Genomic DNA, 15,442 nt, shown 5'->3' with positions numbered 1-15,442 from the left:
TCTCCCCATCCGCCTCGCGTCGCGTCAACCCGCCCCGGCCGCCTCGCGCCGGGCCGCCGGCGGTTTCCGCCTGTCGCCGATCCGCCCTACAAGCGGCGGCGACCGAGGGGAGACTGCCCGTGACCGACCTGCCGCATGCCGTGCCGCTCGAGGGTGCGTCGAACCTCCGCGACCTCGGCGGCTGGCCGGTGGCGGATGGGCGGCGGGTGCGGCGGGGGCTGATCTATCGCTCGGCGACGCTGGACGGGCTGACCGGGGCCGACCAGGCGCGCATCGCGGGACTCGGCATCCGCACCGTCTGCGACCTGCGCGGCGAGCGGGAGGCCGCGGCGCGTCCCTCCCGCCTGCCGCCTTCTGCCGAGCGCATCCCGCTCTCGATCGAGCCCGCGGTCGGCGCCTCGCTGCGCGACCTGGCGCAGCGGGAGGAGGCGACAGGCGAGGATGTGGTGGCGCTGCTGCGGCAGGCCTATCTCGACTATTCCGGCCGCTTCCTCGGCCTGTACCGGCGGATGCTCGCCCTGCTGCTGGAGCCGGGGCGGACGGCGCTGATGTTCCACTGCTCCGCCGGCAAGGACCGCACGGGGATGGGCGCCGCGCTGGTCCTGACGGCGCTCGGCGCGACGCGGCGGACGGTGGTCGAGGATTATGTGGCGACCGACCGGCTCTGGCGGCGCGACCACCCGCTGCCGCCGGGCACGCCGAAGCCGCTGGGCGATGCGCTGCTGGCAACGCATCCCGAGTTGCTGGAGGAGGCGCTGGACGCGGCCATCACCGCGCATGGCGGGCTGCCGCTGCTGCTGGAACGCGGCCTCGGCCTGGATGCGGCGCGGCTGGCGGCGCTGCGCGAGATGTACCTGGAGTAGGCAAGAGACGGGGAGGAAGTATCCTCCCCGAGCCCCACCTCTATTTCTCTGAGTCGGGATCCGTCGCGCGGCACCTGCCGACTCCGAAAAACAAAGGTGGGGTTTGGGGAGGAAATGCTTTCCTCCCCAATCTTTCTTCTCATTCAGAACGCGTAGTCGTGCTGCGGCGCCAGGCTGATCTCCCGCGCCACCGCATCCACCACCGTTCGCCCGGTCCCGGCGAAATCGGTGAAGAAGCCGTCCACGCCGGTGGCGATGAAGTCGCGGTACTCCTGGTCGTAGGGCCGCGGCGTGCCGTCCGGGTAGAGCGAGGCGAAGGGCAGGTCGTCGCGCAGCGTGTAGAGGATGACCTTCAGCCCCGCCGCATGCGCGTCGTCCACCAGCGAGGTCTTCTCGCCCGTCAATTGCCGGGTGATACCGCCGACCGGCTCGTCCAGCGTGATGGTGGGCAGGATGTCGTCCTTGTAGGGCCCGATCAGCTCGGCATAGAGGTCGTGCATCGCCTGCAGCGCCTCGGGCGTGTAGAGGTCGCCATTGGTCGGGCTGTCCGCCGAGAGCGGGAAGTGGAACTCCGCATAGACCGAGGGGTCCGCGCCGAGCGCCGCCTTCGACGGGTCGAAGTTGAAGGTGATGTCGTAGCCGCCCTCGTTCATCAACTGGATGAGCGGGATGTCGATGCCGGCCTTCGGCATGATCTGCGTCTGCAGCCGGATCAGGTTCTCCGTCTCGAAGGACTGGATGGTGACGCGGTCCGGATCGGTGAAGCCGTCCCTGACCAGCGTGTCGATCAGCAACTGGCTGGTGTCGGTATGGATCGGCGCGCCGTCGAGGCGGGTGCCTTCCTCGGCGAAGTAGGTGGGGTGCTTGGTCTCGGGGATGATGCCGATCTGCCTGCCCGTCTCGGCCTCCACCTGCTTCACCAGGGCGATGACCTCGTCGAGGGTCGGGATCTCGTAGAGGCCGTTGTACTGGGTGTTGCCGGGACGAATGTCCGGGATGCGCTCGACCGCGCGCAGGGTCTTGATCTCGGCGAGGGTGAAGTCCTCGGCGAACCAGCCGCTGACCGGCGCGCCGTCCAGCATCTTGGTGGTATAGCGGTCGGCGAATTCCGGGTGGCTGGCCACATCCGTGGTGCCGCCGAGTTCGGGCTCGTGCCGATCGATCAGCACGCCGTCCCTGGTCGTCACCAGGTCCGGCTCGATGAAATCGGCACCGAGCTGGATGGCAAGCTTGTAGGCTTCCAGCGTGTGCTCGGGCCTGAGGCCGCTGGCGCCGCGATGGGCGATGACGAGCGGCGCCTCCCCGTCGAGCGTGGCAAATCCGTCCATGGTCTTCTCCCTCTGCCGGCCATGGGCAGGGGCGCGCGGGGACCGGCGGCCGCCCGCGGACGGCCCCCGCCCCGCAGGGGGAGGCTGGGGCGCCCGGGTTACGCCCGGGCGGCGGTCCTGTGACAGCGCTCTGAAAATTCGTATACGATCCACCCACGGATCGTCAGGGCATGTAGCCGCCGCCATTGATGTGCCAGACCTGCCCGGTCACCCAACCCGCCTTCTCCGAGGCGAGGTAGACCGCGAGATCCGCGATCTCCTCCGGCTTTCCCATGCGGCCGAGCGGCAGGGCGCGCGCCATCTCCTGCAACTCCGCCTCCGTATTGCCGTAGCGCGGCTGGGCGGTGTCGGTGGTGCCGGGGGCGATGGCGTTCACCCGGATGCCCTGCGGGGCGAGGGCGAGCGCCATGGAGCGGGTGATGCCGACCACGCCGTTCTTGGTGGCGCTGTAATGCACGCCGACCGGCGTGCCGCGCACGGCCGAGGAGGCGAGGTTGACGATCGCCCCGCCATGCCCGGCCGCCACCATCGCGCGCGCCGCGGCCTGGGCGCAGAATGCGCTGCCCTTCAGGTTCACGCCGAGCACGCGGTCCCATTCCGCCTCCGTCATGTCGAGGAAGGGGACGCGCGGGAAGATGCCGGCATTGTTGACCAGCACGTCGATGCGGCCGAGCGCCTCGAGGGTCGCCTGCACCATGGCCTGGCAGCCCGCGACGCTGCCGACATCGCCTTCGATCAGCGCGGCGCGGCGGCCCGCGGCGCGGATGCCGGCTGCCACCACCTCGGCCGCCGCGCGGTCGTCCAGCCAGTTGACCGCGACGTCATGGCCGGCCGCGGCGAAGGCGAGGGCGCAGGCCGCCCCGATTCCCTGCTGCGCGCCGGTGACCAGCACGACCTTCTCCACCATCGCCGCCCCCTCTCTTTCTGCTGCGGCGCAGTATGGGGCGAGGCGGCGGCGCCTGTCAGCGGGGGAGCAGGGCGCGGTAGCGTTCCAGCATCTGGCCGCCATCCGGACCGGCGCGCTGCAGCCATTCCTGGGTCTGCTTCGCCCCGACCTCGCGCAGCGCGGCCTGCATGGCCGGCGGCGCCTCGGCCACCTGCATGCCCTGGCTGCGGAGCTTCTCCAGCATCTCGTTTTCGGCAGCGCGGGACATCTCCCGCCCGCGCGCCTCGGCCCGGGCCGCGGCGTCCAGCACCGCCTGCCGCAGCGCCGGGTCGAGCGCGGCGAGCGCGCGGGTATTGGCGAAGATGGCGTTGCGCGGCCGCATGCCGCCGACATCGGTGAAGTGCCGGGCGAAGTCCCAGGCGCTGGCATCGACGCCGGTCTGGGCCGAGGTGAAGAGCACGTTCACCAGGTTGGTGGCGAAAGCCTGCGGGATCTCCGGCACCTGCACCGTGACGGGCTGGGCGCCGAGCAGCTCGGCGAAGCGGAAGGTCAGGTTGTTGAAGGCCCTGAGCCGCGTGCCGCGCAGCTCCTCGAGGCTCGTCAGCGGCGCCCTGGTATAGAAGCCCTGGCTGTTCCAATGGACCATGTAGAGCAGGGTCAGCCCCTGCCGCTCGAACCGCGCCCGGATGAAGGGCTCCGTCGCCCGGTGCAGCGCATCGGAGGCGGGCCAAGTGTCGGCGAGGAAGGGGACGCTGTCCACCTCGAAGAAGGGGTCCTCGTTGCCATAGACCGAGAGCAGGATCTCGCCGAGCTGCACCTGCCCGGTCTGCACGCCGCGCTTGATCTGCGGCATGGGCAGCAGCGTGCCGTTGTGATGCGCCTGGACCGCCAGCTTGCCGCCGGTCGCCTGCTCGATGTCCTGGAGGAAGGCGCGGACGTTGCGGGTGTGGAAGTTGGTCTCGGCATAGGGGGTCGCCATGACCCAGCGGGTCTGCGCCGCGGCGGGCAGCGCGAAGCAGGCCGCCAGCACGGCGGCCGCGACGAGGCGGAACATCGAATCCTCCCGGGATGATCGTTGCGGCGAGTGTCGGAGAGGACGGAAGCGGCGGCAAGCCCTGGACCCCGCCGCCCGGCCGTGTAGCCTTCGCCCATGACCATGCCCGCCTTGCCTGCCCTGCCCGAGACGCCGAGCTTCCGCCTGGAGGGCCGCCGCGCCCTGGTGACGGGGGCCGGGCGGGGCATTGGCCTCGCGGCGGCCGCGGCGCTGGCCGGGGCGGGGGCCGCGGTGACGCTCGCGGCGCGCAGCCGCGACGAGATCGAGGCCGCGGCGGCGGCGATCCGCGGGGCGGGCGGTGAGGCCGAGGCGCTGGTGCTGGACGTGGCCGATGTGCCGGCGCTGCAGGCGGCGATCGCCGCCCGGCCGGCCTTCCATGCCTTCGTCAACAATGCCGGCACCAACCGACCCGCGCGCTTCGACCAGGTGACGGTCGAGGATTTCGACGCCGTCATGGCGCTGAACACCCGGGGCTGTTTCTTCGCGGCGCAGGCGGTGGCGCAGAGGATGATGGCGGAGGGGGTCCGGGGCTCCATCATCAACATCTCCTCCCAGATGGGGCATGTCGGCGGGCCGAACCGCGGGGTCTATTGCGCGTCCAAATGGGCGATGGAGGGCTGGACCAAGGCGATGGCGATCGACCTCGCGCCCTTCGGCATCCGCGCCAACACGATCGGGCCGACCTTCATCGAGACGCCGCTGACGAAACCCTTCTTCGAGAATGCGGCGTTCAAGGACTGGGTGCTGTCCAAGATCAAGCTGGGGCGGCTGGGGCAGGTGACCGACCTGATGGGGGCGGTGGTGTTCCTGGCCTCCGACGCCTCGGCGCTGATGACCGGCTCCGCCCTGGTGGTGGATGGCGGCTGGACGGCGGAATGAGCCGGCCCGATCGGCGAAGGGCGCCTGTTGCCCGGGGCCGTGAATCGGCCCGGCCAAGGACAGGCTGCCGGCCCGATCGGCGAAGGGCGCGCGTCGCCCGGCGCCGTGAATCGGCCCGGCCAAGGACAGGCTGCCGGCCCGATCGGCGGCGGGCGCGCGTCGCCCGGCGCCGTGGATCGGCCCGGCCAGGGAGAGAGACATGGCACGCTGGCTGAAGACGAGCATCTCGGCCGAGGACAAGGCCGAGGCGGATGCGAAGGTGCGGGCCACCGTCGAGGGCCTGCTGGCCGATATCGCCCGGCGCGGCGACGCCGCGGTGCGCGAGATGTCGGTGAAGTTCGACAAGTGGGAGCGCCAGGACTACCGGCTGACCGATGCCGAGATAAAGGACAGCCTGAGCCAGCTTCGCGGCCAGGACCTCGAGGATATCCGCTTCGCGCAGGAGCAGGTGCGGAACTTCGCCCAGGCCCAGAAGGACGCGCTGCGGGATATCGAGGTCGAGACCCAGCCCGGCGTGGTGCTGGGGCACAAGAACATCCCGGTGAACTCGGTCGGCTGCTACGTGCCGGGCGGCAAGTACCCGCTGCTCGCCTCCGCCCATATGTCGGTCGTGACGGCCAAGGTCGCCGGCGTGCCGCGCATCATCACCTGCGCGCCGCCCTTCGAGGGCAGGCCGGCGCCGGCCATCGTCGCGGCGCAGCACCTGGCGGGCGCCGACGTCATCTACTGCCTCGGCGGCGTGCAGGCGGTGGGCGCCATGGCGCTGGGGACCGAGAGCATCGCGCCCGTGGACATGCTGGTCGGTCCCGGCAATGCCTTCGTCGCCGAGGCCAAGCGGCAGCTCTATGGCCGCGTCGGCATCGACCTCTTCGCCGGCCCGACCGAGACGCTGGTCATCGCCGACGAGACGGTGGATGCGGAGATCTGCGCGACGGACCTGCTGGGACAGGCGGAGCATGGCCCGACCAGCCCGGCCATCCTGCTGACGGACTCGGAAAAACTCGCGCGCGAGACCTTGGCGGAGGTCGAGCGGCTGCTCGGCATCCTGCCGACCGCGGCCATCGCCCGCCAGTCCTGGCGCGACTATGGCGAGGTGATCGTCTGCGACGGCCTCGAGGAGATGGTGCGGGAGGCCGACCGCATCGCCTCCGAGCATGTCCAGGTCATGACCCGGGACGACGACCACTTCCTGAAGAACATGACCAACTACGGCGCGCTTTTCCTCGGGCCGCGCACCAATGTCTCCTACGGCGACAAGGTGATCGGCACCAATCACACCCTGCCGACGCAGAAGGCCGCGCGCTACACGGGCGGGCTCTGGGTCGGCAAGTTCCTCAAGACCGTCACCTACCAGCGCGTGCTGACGGACGAGGCGAGCGCCCGCATCGGCGAGGTCTGCTCGCGCCTCTGCATGCTCGAAGGCTTCGCCGGCCATGCCGAGCAGGCCAATATCCGGGTGCGGCGCTATGGCGGCCGCAACATCCCCTATGCGACCGCTGCGGAGAAGATCTGATGGGATTCGACCTCCTCCTGCGTGATGCCCGGCTGCCGGATGGCAGCGCAGTCGATATCGGCGTCAGGGATGGCCGGATCGCCGCGATCGGGCCCGGCCTGGCGGGCGAGGCGGGGGAGGTGGTGGATTGCGCCGGGCGGCTGGTCTCGCCCGGCTTCGTCGAGACCCATATCCATCTCGACAAGACCTGCACCATCGACCGCTGCGACTGCGAGACCACGCGCTTCCCGCACGGCGCCATGCAGCGGGTCAGCGCCATCAAGCACAGCTTCACCGTGGAGGACGTGACCAGCCGCGCGCAGCGCACGCTGGAGAAGTGCATCTCGCACGGCACCACGCTGATGCGCACCCATGCCGAGGTGGATCCCAAGGTCGGGCTGCGCGGCTTCGAGGGCGTGAAGGCGCTGGTCGAGCAGTACAAGTGGGCGATCGACATCGAGATCTGCGTCATGCCGCAGGAGGGATTGCTCAACAATCCCGGCACGGACGAGCTGATGGTCGCGGCGCTCCGGAACGGTGCCCGCGTCGTCGGCGCCGCGCCGACCTATGACAGCGACCCGGCCGAGCAGATCCGCCGGGTCTTCGAGCTGGCGCGGGAATTCGACGCCGATATCGACATGCATGTGGACAGCGGCTCCTCCGCCGCGCAGCTCGACACGCGCCTGGTCTGCGAGCTGACGGAGAAGTATGGCTGGGGCGGCCGCGTCGCCTGCGGGCACCTGACCAAGCTCTCGGTCATGCCGCTGCCCGAGCTCGACGAGATGGCCAAGCGGATGGCCGATGCCGGCGTGGCGCTGACCGTGCTGCCCGCGACCGACCTCTATCTGGGCGGGCGGGACAAGGATCACCGGGTCGAGCGCAGCGTGGCCGATGCCAACCGGCTGCACCGGCTGGGCGTCACCTGCTCCATCTCGTCGAACAACATCCTCAATGCCTTCACCCCAATGGGCGACGGGCAGCTCATCCGCCAGGCGAACCTCTACGCCAATGTGGTGCAGCACGCCATGCCGGACGACCTGCGCGACACCTGGGCGATGTTCACGACGCAATCGGCGAAGCTGATGCGGCGGGGCGACTACGGCGTCGCGGTCGGTAACCCTGCCGACCTGGTGCTGGTGGACGCGCCCGACCCGGTGGCGGCAATCCGCGAGGTGGCGCCGGTGCTGGCCGGCTGGAAGCGCGGACGGCGGAGCTTCACGCGCCAGCCGGTGGTGCTACACAGGCCGCAGTGAGGGAGAGGAAACGACATGCGGATGCGCCGTGGCTGCAGCTCGCGACCGAAGTGGAAGGACTGACGCCATGTCCTCCGTCACAGACCGCCGCGCCGCCTTCCGCGCCATCCTCGCCGGCACCGCCTGCATCCACCCCGCCTCGGTCTACGACCCGATGTCGGCGCGGATCGCCGAGGATCTCGGCTTCGAGCTCGGCATGTTCGCGGGATCCACCGCCTCCCTGACCATCCTCGGCGCGCCGGATGTCATCGCCATCACGCTCACCGAGTTCGCCGCGCAGTGCCGCCGCATCTGCCGCGCCGTGAAGCGGCTGCCGGTGCTGGTCGATGCCGACCATGGCTATGGCAATGCGCTGAACGCCATGCGCACGGTGGAGGAGGTGGAGACCGCCGGCATCGCCGCGATGACGCTGGAGGACACGGTCCTGCCGCGTCCGCATGGCGACGGCAGGGTCACGCTGGTCAGCCTGGCGGAAGGGCTGGGCAAGCTGCGCGCGGCGCTCGCGGCGCGGGACGACCCGTCCTTCGGCATCGTGGCGCGCACCGGCGCCGTCTCCGTCACCGGCCTTGCCGATGCGGTGGAGCGGACCAGGGCCTATACGGCGACCGAGGCCGACGCGCTGTTCTATACCGGGATCGGCAGCGCCGCGGAGCTCGACGCCATCGCCGCCGTCGCCACCAAGCCGATCATCCTGGGCGGTGCCGAGGGGCCGGAGCTGACCAACCGCGACTACCTCGCCGCGCGCGGGGTGCGGATCGCGCTGCAGGGCCACCAGCCCATCCAGGCGGCGCAGCGCGCGGTCTACGAGACGATGAAGGCGCTGCGCGAGGGCGCGCCGCCGAAGCAGCTTGCCGGCATGCCGCAGGGCGACCTGATGGCGCGCGCCACCCGCGATGCGGCCTGGAAGCGCTGGACGAAGGATTTCCTGGGCGGGGCCTGAGGAACAGGAGGAAACGACGAGCATGGTAAGCCAGACCGAGGGCGGCTTCCTGACGCTGCATGAGTTCGTCAAGGAGGCGAAGGGCCGGCTGAGCCCGGGCAACTGGGACTACCTGGTCGGCGCCACCGAGACCGAGACGACCATGATGCGCAACCGGATGGCGCTGGACAGCGTCGCCTTCCGGCCGCGCGTGCTGCGGGACGTCTCCGCCATCGACCTCTCCGGCCGCTTCCTCGGCCGGCCGGTGAAGCTGCCGGTCATGCTGGCGCCGGTCGGCGGGCTCGAGAATTTCGACCCCGAGGGTGGCGCCCCGGCCGGCCGCGCCGCCGCGGCCTATGGCGTGCCGATCATGGTCTCCTCCGTCTCCATGCCCGGCCTGAAGCCGATGGCGGAGGCGACGCAGGGCGGCACCCGGGTCTTCCAGCTCTATGTCCGCGGCGATTTCGACTGGATCTGCGACATCACCAGCCAGGCGCTCGATGCCGGCTACGATGCCTTCTGCATGACGGTGGACACCGCCATCTACAGCCGGCGGGAGCGCGACATCGCCAAGCGCTTCGTCAAGCCCTGGCGGCAGCGCGCCACGGGCCAGCATTTCCAGGCCGCGCTGAACTGGAACGACGTCGCCCGCTGGAAGGAGCGCTTCCCGCGCTTCCCGCTGGCGCTGAAGGGCATCGCCACCGCCGAGGATGCGGCGATTGCCTGCGAGCATGGCGTCGAGGTCGTCTATGTCTCGAACCATGGCGGCCGGCAGCTCGACCACGGCCGCGGCGCGCTGGACGTGCTGCCGGAGGTGGTGCGGGCGGTGGCCGGCCGCGCCAGGGTCTGGATCGATGGCGGCTTCTCCCGCGGCTCCGACATCGTCAAGGCCGTGGCGATGGGCGCGGAACTCGTCGGGCTCGGCCGGCTCTATTGCTACGCCCTGGCCGCGGCGGGCGAGGAAGGGGTCACGCGCATGTTCGAGCTGCTCGAGGCCGAATGCCACGAGGTCCTGGGCCTGCTCGGCGTCACCGGCTTCGGCCAGCTCGACGGCAGCTACCTGCACCCGGCGCCGCCCGTGGTCATGCCGCATGTGCACAGCGCCTTCCCGCTGACCAACCTTGCGGATCCGGGCTACCGCTGAGGGCGGCATCACCTTCCGCGGCAGGCTCTCACGCAAGGACGACCCGATCCCGATATCGGCTATCTTCGGCGCTTCTTCTCAACCTTCTCCGGGCCCGACCGCATGCGCACCGATATGCCCGTCACCATCCGTCGCAGCGACTATGCGCCGCCGGCCTTCCTGGTGGACACGGTCGACCTCGATGTCCACCTCGATCCCGCGGCGACGGAGGTGCGGGCGCGGCTGGCGCTGCGGCGCAACCCGGCCGCGGCGCCGGATGCGCCGCTGCTGCTGGACGGGGACGGGTTGACGCTGCTGGAGGCGCGGCTGGACGGTGCGGTGCTGGCGGCCGGGCGGCTGCAATTCGGCCCCGACGGGTCGCTCACCATCGCCGATCCGCCGGCCGCCGGGCTGCTGGAGACCACGGTGCGCATCGCGCCGGAGAAGAACACGGCGCTCTCGGGCCTCTATACCTCGGGCGGCAATTTCTACACGCAGTGCGAGGCGGAGGGCTTCCGCCGCATCACCTTCTTCCCCGACCGGCCCGACGTGATGTCGCGCTATACCGTGACGATCCACGCCGACCGCGGGCTCTGCCCGGTCATGCTGTCCAACGGCAATCCGGACGGCTCGGGCCATGGCGAGGGCAATACGCACTGGGTGCGCTGGGTCGATCCGCATCCGAAGCCGAGCTACCTATTTGCCCTCGTCGCCGGCGAGCTGGTCAATGTCCACGACCAGTTCGTCACGAAATCGGGCAGGCTCGTCTCGCTCAATATCTGGGTGCGCCGCGGCGACGAGGATCGCTGCGGCCATGCCATGGACAGCCTGAAGCGCTCCATGGCCTGGGACGAGGAGGTCTTCGGCCTCGAATACGACCTCGATGTCTTCAACATCGCCGCCGTCTCCGACTTCAACATGGGCGCGATGGAGAACAAGGGCCTCAACGTCTTCAACACGAAATACGTGCTGGCGAGCCCGGAGAGCGCGACCGACGGCGACTGGCAGGGCATCGAGACCGTCATCGCGCACGAGTATTTCCACAACTGGACCGGCAACCGGGTGACCTGCCGGGACTGGTTCCAGCTCTCGCTCAAGGAAGGGCTGACCGTCTTCCGCGACCAGGAATTCTCGGCGGACATGGGCAGCCGCGCGGTCAAGCGCATCCGCGACGTGCGCGGCCTGCGCGCGGCGCAATTCCCGGAGGATGCGGGGCCGATGGCGCATCCGGTGCGGCCGGACAGCTACATCGAGATCGACAATTTCTACACGCCCACGGTCTACCAGAAGGGCGCCGAGGTGGTGCGGCTGATCCATACCCGCATCGGCCCGGCCGCCTTCCGCCGCGGCATGGACCTCTACATCGCCCGCAACGACAACCAGGCGGTGACCATCGAGGATTTCGTCTCGGCCATGCAGGATGCCTCCGGCGTGGACCTCTCCTTCTTCATGGGCTGGTATGACCAGGCCGGCACGCCGGAGGTGACGGCGGAGGGCCGCTACGATCCCGAGGCGCGCCGCTACGTGCTGACCCTGCGGCAGCAGACGCCGCCGACGCCGGGCCAGCCGGAGAAGAAGCCGCTGCCGATCCCGCTCGCCATGGGGCTGCTCGGTCCCGACGGGGCCGAGATGCCGACGCGGCTCGCCGGCGAGAATGCCGCGCAGGCCGACACGCGCATCCTGATCCTCGACAACGCGGAAAAATCCTTCACCTTCGAGGAGGTGCCGGCGCCACCCGTGCCCTCCCTGCTGCGCGGCTTCTCGGCACCCGTGAGGCTGAAGGGCGTGCCGCGCGACCGCCTGCGCTTCCTCGCGGTGCACGACACCGACCCCTTCGTGCGCTGGGAGAGCGGCCAGCAATACGCCGCCTCGGTGATGCTGGAGATGGTCGCGGCGCAGCAGCGCGGCGAGGCACTGGGCTTCGATCCGGCACTGGCCGAGGCGGTGACCAATACCCTCGCCGCGTCGGAGGCCGACCCGGCCTTCGCCGCCGAGGCCCTGGTGCTGCCGGGCGAGGGCTTCCTCGCCGACCAGATGGAGATCGCCGACCCCGTCGCCATCCATGTCGTCCGCCGGCACCTGCGGGCCGAGATCGGCCGCCGCTGTGCCGCCGCGCTGCGCGCCACCTATGACGCGCTGGCGGAGTCCGGCCCCTACCGGATCGATGGCCGCAGCATCGGCCGCCGCGCGCTGCGCAATGCCTGCCTCGCCTATCTCGCCGCCGCCGGCGAAACGGCGCTGGCCAAGGCGCAGTTCGACGCGGCGACCAACATGACGGACAGCCTCGCCGCCCTCTCGCTGCTCTCGGACACCACCGGGCCGGAACGCGAGCAGGCGCTCGCCGCCTTCCATGCGCGCTGGCGCGGCGACGACCTGGTGCTGGACAAGTGGTTCTCCATCCAGGCCATGGCGGCGCGGGACGACGTCATCGACCAGGTGCGCGCGCTCTACGCGCATCCCGACTTCGACCTGAAGAACCCGAACCGCGCGCGCTCCCTGATCGGAGCCTTTGCCAGCGGCAATCCGGCGCGCTTCCACGATGCCTCGGGGGAGGGCTACCGGTTCCTCGCCGATGCCGTCATCGCGCTCGACCCGATCAACGGCTCGATCGCGGCGCGGCTGGTCGGCCCGCTTGGCCAGTGGCGGCGGCAATCGGCCGCGCGCGGCGCGCTGATGCGGCGCGAATTGCAGCGCGTGCTGGACACGCCGGCCCTGTCCAAGGGCACCTTCGAGAAGGCGTCGAAGGCACTGCTGTGACGATCGCGGGTCCCAACGAAAAGGTGTCGCGGCGACCGCCGCCGGCCTGATTAGTCTCCGCCCGAGGAGGCGGAGGCGTGACGCTGCGACGACGAAGGATCCTGCTCGGGGCCGCCGCGGCGCCGCTGCAGGCTTGCACCTCGATCGGGCCCCGGAGGCTCGATCGGGACCAGCTCGACTATGCCCGGGTGATGGCGGAGTCGGGGAAGCGCCAGACGCTCTTCAACCTGGTGCGCATGCGCTATGGCGAGCCGCCCGCCTTCCTCGCCGTCAGCCAGGTGGTCTCCGGCTATACGCTGCAGAGCAGCTTCCAGGCCGGCTTCAATGCCTATCCCACGGCCCGCGCCAGCGACTACGGCTCCTTCCTCGGTTCGGCGCAGTTCACGGACCGGCCGACCTTCACCCTGAACCCTGTGACGGGCGAGCAATTCGTGCAGGCCTATCTGCGGCCCTTCGCGCCGGCGGATGTCCTGCCGCTGATCCAGGGCGGCATCCCGGTGGACCTGCTCTTCCGCCTGATCGCGCAATCGGTCGGCCCCATCCAGAACACCCATCCGCTGGGCGGGCCGAACCGCAGCGGCTCGTCGGAGTTCCTGCCGCTGCTCGCCCTGCTGCTGCGCCTGCAGGAGGGCGGCGCGCTGCGGGTGCGCGTGCGGCGGGAGAATGCGCATACCCGCGTCTTCCTCGCCTTCGACACGCGCCACGCGCCGGCGCTCCGCGGCCTGGCGCAGCAGGTCTACCGGCAGCTCAGCGTCGATCCGGCGCTGCAGGAGGTCGAGGTGGTCTATGGCGTCGCGCAGTCGCAGCCGCGCGCGCGGGAGATCCCGGTCCTGACCCGCTCGCTGCTCAACGTGCTCTATGCCATCGCGGCGGAGATCGAGCTGCCCGAGGCCGATATCGCCGCCCGCCGCGCCCCGCCGACCCTGCGCGAGCCCGGCAATCCGCGCCCGGCGATCCAGGTCCGCACCGCCGCCGCCGAGCCCGCCCTCAGCTACGCCGCGGTGCGCGTCGGCGATGCATGGTACTGGGTGGATGACGCGGATTACGAGTCGAAGCTCGCCTTCACCATCCTCGAGCTGCTGAAATCGGTCGCCGAGGGCCAGGGCGGCTCGGCGCCCCCGGTGCTGACCATCCCGGCCGGCTGACCGGGGCCGGAGCGGGGAGGCGATCCGCTCACCCCTTCACCGCGCCGGTGACCGCATCCAGCACGCCGTTCATCGCCGCCTGGAAGCCCGGCCCATCGAGATAGCCGTCCTGCTCGCCGGCGCGCTCGAGGAAGGCCTGCCAGGCGGGGCGCGCCATCGCCGCGCGGAAGCGCTCATGCCAATAGATGACCGCGGCATCGGGCGTGCCGGAAGGCACCACCCAGCCCTTCATGTTCTCGAGCGCCATGTCCCAGCCGAGCTCGCGCAGCGTCGGCACCTCCGGATAGGCCGCCGCCCGCTCGGCCGAGCAGCAGGCGAGCACGCGCAGCAGCCCGGCATCGGTGAGGCCGCGGAACTCCTCCGGGCTTGCCACCATCAGGTCCACCTGGCCGGCGGCGACGGCCTGCAGCCCGGGCGCGCCGCCGGTGAAGGGCACGTGCAGCAGCTCGACACCCGCCCGTTTCTCCAGCACGGCGAAGACCGCATGGTAGATGGAGCCCATGCCAGAGGAGCCGTGGCTGACCGCCTGCGGCCGCGCCCGGGCCGCGGCCATGGCCTCCCGCATGTCGCGCCAGGGGCCGTCGGCCCTGGCCAGGATGAACATCTGCTGCCGCATCAGCCGGATCACCGCGCGGAAGCTGCTGCGCGCGTCGTAGGGGAGGGCGCGGAAGGCCGGGATGCTGGTGCTCTCGCTGCCGCCGCCCATCAGCAGCACATGGCCGTCGCCGGGCAGGCCCGCGACCTGCTGGGCGGCGATGGTGCCGCCGGCGCCCGGCCGGTTCACCACCACGAGGGGCTGCGGGACCAGGGGCTGCGCCGCCTCGATGACGGCGCGGGCGATCAGGTCCGCGCCGCCGCCCGGCGCGAAGCCGATGATGCACTGCACCGCCCGCGTCGGCGTCCAGCCCTGCGCCTGGGCGGCCAGGGGAGCGGTGGCCAGCCCGGCCACCAGGGCGCGGCGTCCCGGCATGGGTTTCCTCCAACGTCGTTGCGTGCATCCTAGTGCTCAGAACCAATCAGAAGGTACATGCCGCCACGATCGGAGGCTGCCCGGAGCTAGTGGTTAAAGCCTGACGCTTGGTACCCAACGGCGAGCCGCCGCTTCCGAGCCGAAGCAGACACCCGGCTCGTTTGCCGGTAGAACGGCCCGCATGATGGGACACGCAAACATCCAGGTGCGACGCGCCGACCATGTCGGCTTCGCGGTTGCGTCTCTCGATGAGAGCCTTCGATTCTGGGTTGATGGGCTCGGCGCGCGGCTCGTGCGGACGGGTGAGATGGGGGGCGAGTTCCTCGGCCAAGTGACGGGGGCACATGGGGCACGGGTGCGCTTGGCGATAGTGTCGTTAGCGGATCAGACGATCGAACTCTTGGAATATCAAGGCCTGGATCGGCCGAGCGCGCCGGCCAAACCGTTCGACCCGGGCTTCGCGCATCTCGCTCTCGTGGTCGATGATATCGACGCGCTCCTCACGCGGATCGCTGCCTACGGCTGGAAGGCACAAGGCACACCTCAGCCAATCGCGAGCGCCGCGCGGGCCGGAACGCGGGTGATCTACGCCGTTGGTCCTGACGGCGCGACGATCGAGTTCATGCAGCCGCCTCTGGTGACGGCGACCACTGATCCAACCAGTTAGGGGCTGCTTTCCGCCCTTCTCCGACGACGGCGCAGGTACCGAGCGTCAGGCTTTGACAACTCGGCGCCACACCGCTGGCCCTGCACCATCTGTCTGAGTCTGAGCA

General features: G+C 70.5%; 13 protein-coding genes. 9 read left to right on the top strand and 4 right to left on the bottom strand.

Going from position 1 to position 15,442, the window contains the following annotated elements; translation table 11 throughout:
• Positions 1-119: 119 nt before the first annotated feature.
• Positions 120-863 carry a tyrosine-protein phosphatase gene (locus tag Q7A36_RS27130; RefSeq protein ID WP_305106902.1) on the top strand — a complete coding sequence of 248 codons (744 nt, stop codon included), beginning with the start codon at positions 120-122 and terminating at the stop codon, positions 861-863.
• A gap of 143 nt (positions 864-1,006) precedes the next feature.
• Here Q7A36_RS27130 and Q7A36_RS27125 read toward each other — a convergent pair whose 3' ends face one another.
• The 3 genes from Q7A36_RS27125 to Q7A36_RS27115 all read right to left on the bottom strand — a co-directional run bounded on the left by Q7A36_RS27125 (position 1,007) and on the right by Q7A36_RS27115 (position 4,131).
• On the bottom strand, positions 1,007-2,191 hold the full coding sequence (locus Q7A36_RS27125) for a glycerophosphodiester phosphodiesterase family protein (protein WP_305106901.1): 1,185 nt from the start codon (positions 2,189-2,191) through the stop codon (positions 1,007-1,009).
• 163 nt (positions 2,192-2,354) lie between these two features.
• Positions 2,355-3,098: an SDR family NAD(P)-dependent oxidoreductase gene (locus Q7A36_RS27120; RefSeq protein WP_305106900.1), complete on the bottom strand. Its 744-nt coding sequence runs from the start codon at positions 3,096-3,098 to the stop codon at positions 2,355-2,357.
• Between the two features lie 55 nt (positions 3,099-3,153).
• The gene (locus Q7A36_RS27115; protein WP_305106899.1) at positions 3,154-4,131 is read right to left on the bottom strand and encodes a TRAP transporter substrate-binding protein; all 978 of its coding nucleotides are present in this window, start codon (positions 4,129-4,131) and stop codon (positions 3,154-3,156) included.
• 96 nt (positions 4,132-4,227) lie between these two features.
• On the opposite strand from Q7A36_RS27115, the gene Q7A36_RS27110 reads away from it, so the two are divergent.
• The 7 genes from Q7A36_RS27110 to Q7A36_RS27080 all read left to right on the top strand — a co-directional run bounded on the left by Q7A36_RS27110 (position 4,228) and on the right by Q7A36_RS27080 (position 13,699).
• Entirely contained in the window at positions 4,228-5,010 is a 783-nt protein-coding gene (locus Q7A36_RS27110) for an SDR family NAD(P)-dependent oxidoreductase (protein WP_305106898.1), read from the top strand.
• A 199-nt stretch (positions 5,011-5,209) separates the two neighbouring features.
• Positions 5,210-6,523 (top strand): histidinol dehydrogenase, encoded by a 1,314-nt coding sequence (hisD, locus tag Q7A36_RS27105; RefSeq protein ID WP_305106897.1) that lies wholly within the window; start codon positions 5,210-5,212, stop codon positions 6,521-6,523.
• Positions 6,523-7,755 carry an amidohydrolase family protein gene (locus tag Q7A36_RS27100; protein WP_305106896.1) on the top strand — a complete coding sequence of 411 codons (1,233 nt, stop codon included), beginning with the start codon at positions 6,523-6,525 and terminating at the stop codon, positions 7,753-7,755. Before hisD ends, Q7A36_RS27100 begins: the two co-directional genes overlap by 1 nt.
• A 67-nt stretch (positions 7,756-7,822) precedes the next feature.
• Positions 7,823-8,695 carry an isocitrate lyase/PEP mutase family protein gene (locus tag Q7A36_RS27095; protein WP_305106895.1) on the top strand — a complete coding sequence of 291 codons (873 nt, stop codon included), beginning with the start codon at positions 7,823-7,825 and terminating at the stop codon, positions 8,693-8,695.
• Positions 8,696-8,717: 22 nt separating this feature from the next.
• Positions 8,718-9,818 carry an alpha-hydroxy acid oxidase gene (locus Q7A36_RS27090; RefSeq protein WP_305106894.1) on the top strand — a complete coding sequence of 367 codons (1,101 nt, stop codon included), beginning with the start codon at positions 8,718-8,720 and terminating at the stop codon, positions 9,816-9,818.
• A 102-nt stretch (positions 9,819-9,920) separates the two neighbouring features.
• Positions 9,921-12,554: an aminopeptidase N gene (pepN, locus tag Q7A36_RS27085; RefSeq protein ID WP_305106893.1), complete on the top strand. Its 2,634-nt coding sequence runs from the start codon at positions 9,921-9,923 to the stop codon at positions 12,552-12,554.
• A gap of 77 nt (positions 12,555-12,631) precedes the next feature.
• A complete protein-coding gene (locus tag Q7A36_RS27080; protein ID WP_305106892.1) occupies positions 12,632-13,699 on the top strand; it encodes a hypothetical protein in 1,068 nt (355 codons plus the stop codon).
• 28 nt (positions 13,700-13,727) lie between these two features.
• Here Q7A36_RS27080 and Q7A36_RS27075 read toward each other — a convergent pair whose 3' ends face one another.
• The gene (locus Q7A36_RS27075; protein ID WP_305106891.1) at positions 13,728-14,669 is read right to left on the bottom strand and encodes a Bug family tripartite tricarboxylate transporter substrate binding protein; all 942 of its coding nucleotides are present in this window, start codon (positions 14,667-14,669) and stop codon (positions 13,728-13,730) included.
• A 181-nt stretch (positions 14,670-14,850) separates the two neighbouring features.
• Here Q7A36_RS27075 and Q7A36_RS27070 point away from each other — a divergent pair, with 181 nt between their 5' ends.
• Entirely contained in the window at positions 14,851-15,336 is a 486-nt protein-coding gene (locus Q7A36_RS27070) for a VOC family protein (RefSeq protein ID WP_305106890.1), read from the top strand.
• Positions 15,337-15,442 lie beyond the last annotated feature (106 nt).

Origin of the sequence: Paracraurococcus lichenis (genome assembly GCF_030657435.1) — a bacterium.
GTDB classification, from domain to species: Bacteria; Pseudomonadota; Alphaproteobacteria; order Acetobacterales; family Acetobacteraceae; genus Paracraurococcus; species Paracraurococcus lichenis.
Note: the sequence above shows the minus strand (reverse complement) of the source record. Positions and strands in the feature narration are given on the sequence as shown.

What these genes read in the sequence shown, in the direction of transcription:
- hisD (WP_305106897.1), top strand. Translation starts at nt 5,210, where the DNA reads ATGGCACGCTGGCTGAAGACGAGCATCTCGGCCGAGGACAAGGCCGAG.
- Q7A36_RS27120 (WP_305106900.1), bottom strand. Translation starts at nt 3,098, where the DNA reads ATGGTGGAGAAGGTCGTGCTGGTCACCGGCGCGCAGCAGGGAATCGGG.
- Q7A36_RS27115 (WP_305106899.1), bottom strand. Translation starts at nt 4,131, where the DNA reads ATGTTCCGCCTCGTCGCGGCCGCCGTGCTGGCGGCCTGCTTCGCGCTG.
- Q7A36_RS27110 (WP_305106898.1), top strand. Translation starts at nt 4,228, where the DNA reads ATGACCATGCCCGCCTTGCCTGCCCTGCCCGAGACGCCGAGCTTCCGC.
- Q7A36_RS27070 (WP_305106890.1), top strand. Translation starts at nt 14,851, where the DNA reads ATGATGGGACACGCAAACATCCAGGTGCGACGCGCCGACCATGTCGGC.
- Q7A36_RS27090 (WP_305106894.1), top strand. Translation starts at nt 8,718, where the DNA reads ATGGTAAGCCAGACCGAGGGCGGCTTCCTGACGCTGCATGAGTTCGTC.
- Q7A36_RS27125 (WP_305106901.1), bottom strand. Translation starts at nt 2,191, where the DNA reads ATGGACGGATTTGCCACGCTCGACGGGGAGGCGCCGCTCGTCATCGCC.
- pepN (WP_305106893.1), top strand. Translation starts at nt 9,921, where the DNA reads ATGCGCACCGATATGCCCGTCACCATCCGTCGCAGCGACTATGCGCCG.
- Q7A36_RS27075 (WP_305106891.1), bottom strand. Translation starts at nt 14,669, where the DNA reads ATGCCGGGACGCCGCGCCCTGGTGGCCGGGCTGGCCACCGCTCCCCTG.
- Q7A36_RS27100 (WP_305106896.1), top strand. Translation starts at nt 6,523, where the DNA reads ATGGGATTCGACCTCCTCCTGCGTGATGCCCGGCTGCCGGATGGCAGC.
- Q7A36_RS27095 (WP_305106895.1), top strand. Translation starts at nt 7,823, where the DNA reads ATGTCCTCCGTCACAGACCGCCGCGCCGCCTTCCGCGCCATCCTCGCC.